This is a genomic window from candidate division KSB1 bacterium (genome assembly GCA_022562085.1).
Lineage (GTDB): Bacteria > Zhuqueibacterota > Zhuqueibacteria > Oceanimicrobiales > Oceanimicrobiaceae > Oceanimicrobium.
Window position 1 is genome coordinate 1 of the sequence record JADFPY010000238.1, and the last position, 7,231, is coordinate 7,231.

Below are 7,231 nucleotides of genomic sequence, written 5' to 3' on the forward strand. Positions count from 1 at the left end.
TCTCAACATACAATTTTGTATATTCTATCATTTTGTCCCAGTGCTCTAATTCTCTTGCGTTCCAGATTAGATGTTCTATAGCCCTTTCATGCGTTGGGTCGAGGGCGAGGACTTTCTCAAGAAATATTGTCGCTGTCGAATAATCAGCATTATGATGGGAAAAATCTCCGATATTGTATAGTGCTTCCTTTTCTGATGGATACAATTCAAGCAGTTCCTTGTAAAGAGTTATGGCTCCTTCGTAATTTCCTTCAACAATTTCGTACAATGCCTTTATCAGGTGCCGTTCTTTTTCTGGTACTTTGTCAATGTATTGTATTGCTTTTAAAATCGCAGCTCGTGCTCCAACCATGCTGTCCCAATTTAATGTATAAGCCAATCCATAATAAGCGAGACTAAATGTTGAGTCGAGAGCGATTGCCTTTTCAAATTCTTCCCGAGCCGCAGAAATCTTAACCTTGTTAATAAGTTCTTCACCTTTAAAATAGTGCTGGTAAGCTTCAAGATTTGGTGTGGTCACTTCTGCAACACTGCGACTGGCAAGTTGAACCTGGGTGTCCGGCTCTCTCAAATCGATGCGGGTTTTCTCCGAAAGCTGGTCAAGGAGACCGGGTATGCTTTCCTGACCGTTGCCTTCAACTTTGGTGGAAAAGAGCCGGTCTCCAGTCTGCGGATCGATGACTTTGAAATCGATTGTATAAAGTTGACCGAATTTACGAATGGTGGCAACGGCCAGTGCGCTGATATTGGCGCGTTTGGAGATTTCGATGCCCGAGGTTTCATCGACGAATGTCAAATCGGGCCGATTCATCTGTTTGAATTCATCGTACATACGGGCACGTGAAAAGACGTTGAGTCGCCGCGACTGCTCCAGCGCCGTTATCAGCATGCCGGAGAGGCCGTCCAGTTCGGGTTCGTTGGTCTGGTTGACAAAATCCACCACAGCAATGGGAACGCGTTCGGTGGCGGCGGACTGGCGTCCGAGGAAAAAATAGCCGGCAAGGGTGAGGAGAATCAGGGCGGCGATTCCGCCATATAAAAATGTGCGTTTCTGTAGGGGCACGGTGCGCCGTGCCCCTGCGTTTACAGGTTTCAAACCTGTCCCTACGGTAATTTTTTGCAAATCAGCCCTTAGGTCTTCGGTATTCTGATAGCGGTTTTTGGTTTCTTTCTGAAGACATCTATTGACAATATTTTCGAGGTCCAGGGGAATGTCTTCCCGGGATTCGGAAACCCCTTCCGGGTCCTCGTTCATAATCGAATACATCACCGCCTGTTCGTAATCGCCTGGAAAGGGCATTTTCCCGGTGAGCATTTCATACATCACTACCCCGAATGACCAGATGTCGGCACGTTCGTCCGCTTCTTCGCCGCGCGCCTGTTCCGGAGACATGTAGGCCGCTGTTCCCAAGGTTGTCCCCACTTTAGTGAACTTCACGCCGCCGCGCACCTTGGCCAGGCCGAAGTCCATAATTTTAACTTGATCTTCATCAGTGATCATGATGTTGGCAGATTTGATATCGCGGTGGGTGATGCCTTTCTTGTGAGCGGCTTGCAGGCCTGCTGTGATTTGGCGGGCGTAGTCCAAACAATTGTCAATTGCGAATTATTAATTATTAATTCTCGCAATTCCTGACCCTTGATGTATTCCATGACGATGAAGATCTCATCATCCACCTCTTCGATGGCATGAATAGTGGCGATGTTCGGGTGGTTCAGGGACGCGGCGGCTTTGGCCTCAATCTGGAACCTTTCACGCTCCTCAGAATTCACCGCAATTTGGCGCGGCAGGAATTTGATGGCGACGATGCGTTCCAGTTTGGTGTCCTCGGCTTTGTAGACGACGCCCATCCCGCCACGGCCAATTTCTTTCAGAATCTTGTAATGAAGTATGGTTTTGTCTATCATCAAAAGACTCTCCTGCTAAATGAATATTGGCCTACGGGACAGGTGCCGCCTTCGCCGAGTTTTTCAAGAATTTTATAATGTGATATGGTTTTGCCGATCATTGCAAACGAATTCCTCAATCAAGATTGCTCTTTCTCAGGTACCCGGTTCCCTGCAATCCACACGGATTCAATAGAACGGCTGTTTTTTATGTCCTCAAGTGGATTTGCACCAAGGACGATAAAATCCGCCCATTTTCCGGGTTCAAGCGTGCCGAGATGACTTAAGCCCAGACTACTGGCTGCGTCTCGCGTTGCTGCGATGATAATCTGCATAGGCGCTAAGCCCGCTTTCGCCATTAGCTCCAATTCCAGATGTTCAAAGTACCCCTGAAATCGCGCCGGCGGACCGCTATCCGTGCCGAATGCGATCTTAACACCTGCGTCCGCAAGTTTCTTGAGGTTTGCCAAGGCAACTTCCAGGGCTTTCTTGGTTTTCTGGGCTGTTGTACTGTTGCGAATCCTTTGCTGACGGTCCGGGCTTTTGAGTTGTTTTATAACCTCCGGGTCAGCTTCTTTCAAGAAAAAGGGATCGTTAAAAAAGTCCGGTTCACTTTCATAAACAAAAACCGAAACTTCACGAACCAGGGTCGGGCAATAACCGATGTTCTTTTTTTTGAGAAGCCCAATCAGTTCGTCATCAACCTCTTGATCGCGAACGCTATGGGCTGCGAAATCAATACCGCTTTTGAGCAGGGATTTGGCGTCATCGAGGTAAAACAAATGAGCCGCCACTTTGAGGTGTTTTTGATGGGCGTAATCGATGACCGTACGGTAAATCTCTGGCGTCATCTTCTTGCTGGTACCCAAATTGTCATCAACGCGGATTTTGATATAATCCACTTTGAGGTCGGCGTTCCGGTCGATGGCGGCTCTAACCGCCTCCTCTGTCTCACCACTAACCACTTCACCAGCTACCAACAGTCTTGCTCTGTCAAGGGCGGGGCTGGCTTGGACGGCCCGCAGATTTGCGCCGCTCGCCTGATCTCCACCTAAACTGTTCACGGTTGTCACTCCGTAACGCGCGTAAAGACGGAGTTGTCTATCAACATTTTCTTTTGAATAGTGACCGCCTTCAAGACCGACGACGTCTCCGACATGGCCGTGGGCGTTTATTAGGCCGGGCATGATAAATTTTCCCCGCACGTCAATACGTTCGGCTTCTTTGGGAATTTGTACGTCTGCTGCAGACCCAGCGGCGACAATTTTTCCCTCGCTGACCAATATCACACCATTGTCAATGGGTGATGCGCCGGTGCCGTCTATTATTCGTGCGCCCACAAACACTTTACTTCCGGTTGCAAGAGGCGGCGTTCCAGCGCCGCAGGAAATCATTGTAAAAGCGGCCAAAATCAATGCACCTTGTAATCGATTTAACATATCCCCTCCAACGAAATGAAATGGTTTCTAGTCCGGATTGACTATGAATGAACTATCAAAGGCACAAAGGTTACCCTCCTGTGTCTCGATGTTCCTGACAGTGCGTTCCAGTTTCGTGTCCTCGGCATTATAAACGACGCCCATGCCGCCCTCGCCGATTTTCTCTATTATTTGTAATGTAGTATTGTTTGGCCGATCATTTCCGTCCTTTCAGGCATTCATTGTTAATTCATTAAAATCCCGTAGGGATGAAATGTTTATAGCTAAATGTCACCCCAAACACCGTGAACTCCGTAGGAGTGACATGGCCTTTGTCCCAAACATTCATTCATCTTCAACCCATTTAAAAAGATATTTTTCGTCATATTCTACATGAAATCTCTTAAGCAATTCTAAGTATTCCTCTTTGAAGGTCTTCCTGGCGTGATGTTCCTCCTGGTTCTGAATGTATTTTACAACAGCATCCATTTGGGAATAGCCGTATGAAAATGCACCGAAACCTTCCTGCCAATTGAATTTTCCCCGCACCCATTTTTTCTCGTTGATGAATGTCGATGAATTGTTTTTGATATCGCGAACTAAATCGGATAAAGCAATGCTCGGCTTCATGCCGATGAAAATATGCGCATGATCCGGCATGTTATTGATGGCAATGAGCTTTTGTTTCTTGTTCCGAATGATGCCGGTTATGAATTTGTTCAGCTCTTCTTTGTGTTCTTTGCGAATCATGTTGTATCTACCTTGCACTGCGAAAACGACTTGAATGTAGATTTGGGTGTATGTATTTGCCATTTGCATTCCTTGTGCGAAAAACTACATGTCACTCCTACGGAGTTTCCGCGGTTTTATTTGGCGTTTGACTATAAACATTGCACTCCTAACGGAGTTAAAAAAACCTTATGCTCTCGGTGTCTCAGTAGCAATCTATTTTTTCTCCTGAACCAACTCAAACAAGCGATTCGGACTCAACGGAATTTCCAGAATTTCCAAATCAAATTCTGCTAACGCATCCTCAATGGCTTGCGCAAACAGCGGCCCCACCGGAATGGCGCCCGCTTCACCCGCGCCTTTCACGCCAAGCGGATTTAAAGGTGATGGCGTTTCAATATGGTCTGTTTCGATATTCGGAACATCATTTGCGGTCGGCAGCAGGTAATCCATAAAAGAGGCGTTGGTGAGCTGCCCGGATTCATCGTAAACCAACTGCTCATAAAAAGCATTGCCGATTCCCTGCGCCACACCCCCTTGAATTTGCCCTTCCAGAATCATCGGGTTGATGACTTTTCCGCAGTCGTGTACCACGACATATTTTTTAATTTTCAGCATCATAGTTTGCGGATCGATCTCAATGATCATTGCGTGTACGCCGCTGGCCGTGCTGCCGCCTTCGGGACCAAAATAGTCCGTTGACTCCAAACCGGGTTCTGTTCCCGGCTTGACCGCGCCTCGCAAAGGATTCGCAAGTTGGGCCAGTTCCCCCAATTTTATGGACTTCTGTTTAACCCCTTTCACATAAACTTTGCCATCTTCAATGACCAAATCTTCTTCGGCAGCTTCAAAATGTTCGCTGGCATTTTTAAGAATTTTCTTGCGTACACCGACAGCGGCGGCATGAATGGCGTTTCCGGCCACAACGGCGCCGCGGCTGGCGAAGGTACCGACACCCCAGCCAAATTCTTTGGTGTCTCCGGTCACTAATCGAATATCCTTTACATCCACCCCTAATTGGTCAGCCACGATTTGAGCAAAGGAAGTAAAGTGCCCTTGTCCTTGCGTGCCGATTCCAGTCGCGACATTGACTTTGCCGCTGGCGTCCACTTTCACCCGGGCGCCCTCGTACGGCCCGATGCCGGTGCCTTCAACATAAGAGACAATTCCCAGGCCAACACATTTGCCCTGTTTGCGCAGCTTCGGCTGCTCTTTCTCGATGAAATTTTTATAATCGATCATTTCAACCGCTTTTTCCAAAGCGGGAGCGTAATTGCCGCTGTCGTAAACCAGCGGGGCAAAATCCTGATAGATGATTTCGTGGTTGTGGGGAAAATCCTCCGGTTTCAGGTAGTTCTTTTTGCGAATCTCAACTCGATCTATTTTCAGCTCTTTTGCCGCCAAGTCGAGAAGCCGTTCCATGACAAAGACGCCGTGTTGCCGACCGGCGCCACGGTAGGGCGTCACAATAGTTTTGTTGGTGAAAACCGCTTTGAACTCGCTGTAATAATTCGGAACGTCGTACGGGCCGAGCAAAGTACACTGGCTGTTAATGGGGACGGTGAGGCCGTACGGTGCATACGCGCCGGCGTCGTGCAAAAAGACATCGCGAACACCCAAAATTTTGCCATCTTTCGTAACAGCAAGCTCCGCATCGTGAATTTGGCCGCGCTCATGCGTGGTAGCGAAGAAGTTCTCCTGGCGATCTTCGATCCATTTGATAGGACGCTTCAACTGCATCGCCACCCAGGGAATGAGCACTTCTTCGGGATAGAACATCATGATTTTCGGGCCAAAGCCGCCGCCAATAAACGGCGCAATTACATGCACTTGAGACTCGGACAAACCGAGCATGGCTGCCAAACCGTTGCGAATCGGAATCGGCGCTTGGGTTGTGTCCCAGACTTTGAGCTCAAGAGTCTTTTCATCCCAATCGGCGACGATGCCACGGTTTTCCATGGCAGCGGCGAGACCATGATCGTATAAAAAGCGCCGCTCGATGATAACATCGGCTTTCTTTTTTACCGCGTCGTAATTGCCCTTTTCCTGAATCACATGAGCGGAAAGATTGGATGCCAATTGATCGTGTATTCGCGGCGCCTCAGAATCAAGTGCCTTTTCTAAATCGATGACAGCATCCAGAGGATCGATGTCGGCAAAAATATCTTCGAGAGCATCTTCGGCAATGTATCTGCTTTCAGCAACCACAAACGCAAGGGCCTCCCCGACGTGTTTCACTTTATCTTTGGCAAGCGGAACCTGGGTGCACTCGTTAAAAGTCAATTTTTTGATGGGGGGCGGCGGCACCAGGAGCGGACCCGGCTGCCAGTAGTCGCCCAAATCCTCGGCGGTGTAAACAGCGATCACTCCGGGCCGTTCCAATGCCGCAGAAACGTCAATGCTGTTGATGCGGCCATGGGCATAATCGCTGCGCAGGAATGCAACATGCAGCATCTCCGGCAGATGCACATCGTCAACGAACAAGGCTTGGCCCTTGAGGAGGCGTGGGTCTTCATTTCGTTTTATGCGTTCACCGAAATATCGAGTTGCCAAAATTTTAACTCCATTTTTAACCGCAGAGGCGCTGAGCCGCAAAGAAAAACTAAAAGTTATTTACAAAACGATGAAAACCGTCTTTCAATAGTGAAACATTAAAATTAATCAGGAAACCTAACCTCTTATCAGCCAATTTCAAGTACGAAATAAGTTGTGCTTGATGAACAGGAAGAATGGCTTCCACTGCTTTGATTTCTACGACAATCTCTTTTTCAACCAGCAAATCAATTCTGAAGTCCTTACTAATTTCATGGCCTTTATAAAATAAAGGAAGAATTACTTGATGTTCGGATTTTATTCCGCGTAATTGTAGTTCCTTTCTTAAGCATAATTCATAAACCGATTCGAGTAATCCTGGTCCCATTTCTTTATGAACAGTTATGGACGAATCTAAAATTATACCTGAAAGTTCATTGTACCTTTCTCTCCTCATCATCATCCTCACATCCTCACAAGATTCTTTTAGAGTCTTTGCGCCTCAGCGACTTTGCGGTAAATTATTTTTTGGTAGCTAACTTAACAGCCTCCACGATATTCTGATACCCCGTACAGCGGCACAGATTCCCTGACAGCGCTTCCCGGATTTCTTCCTCAGTTGGATTTGGGTTTTCTTTTAAATAAGGAACCAGAGTCATCAAAAA

Annotated in this window: 7 protein-coding genes; all 7 read right to left on the reverse strand. The window is 47.5% G+C overall.

The features are described 5' to 3' along the window. Positions 1–1,588 (reverse strand): protein kinase (locus tag IH879_16565; GenBank protein MCH7676540.1); only part of this gene is annotated, 1,588 nt, incomplete at its 3' end. Next, on the reverse strand, positions 1,498–1,908 hold the full coding sequence (locus tag IH879_16570) for a protein kinase (GenBank protein MCH7676541.1): 411 nt from the start codon (positions 1,906–1,908) through the stop codon (positions 1,498–1,500). The genes IH879_16570 and IH879_16565, both read right to left, overlap by 91 nt. Positions 1,909–2,027: 119 nt before the next feature. Next, complete coding sequence (locus IH879_16575; GenBank protein ID MCH7676542.1) at positions 2,028–3,326, reverse strand: amidohydrolase family protein; 1,299 nt, start codon at positions 3,324–3,326, stop codon at positions 2,028–2,030. Positions 3,327–3,650: 324 nt separating this feature from the next. Beyond that, entirely contained in the window at positions 3,651–4,118 is a 468-nt protein-coding gene (gene tnpA / locus IH879_16580; GenBank protein MCH7676543.1) for an IS200/IS605 family transposase, read from the reverse strand. Between the two features lie 132 nt (positions 4,119–4,250). Then, a complete protein-coding gene (locus IH879_16585) occupies positions 4,251–6,587 on the reverse strand; it encodes a xanthine dehydrogenase family protein molybdopterin-binding subunit (protein ID MCH7676544.1) in 2,337 nt (778 codons plus the stop codon). A gap of 49 nt (positions 6,588–6,636) precedes the next feature. Then, positions 6,637–7,023, reverse strand: coding sequence for a GxxExxY protein (locus IH879_16590; protein MCH7676545.1), 387 nt, complete (start codon positions 7,021–7,023; stop codon positions 6,637–6,639). 64 nt (positions 7,024–7,087) lie between these two features. Then, positions 7,088–7,231 (reverse strand): (2Fe-2S)-binding protein (locus IH879_16595; GenBank protein MCH7676546.1); only part of this gene is annotated, 144 nt, incomplete at its 5' end.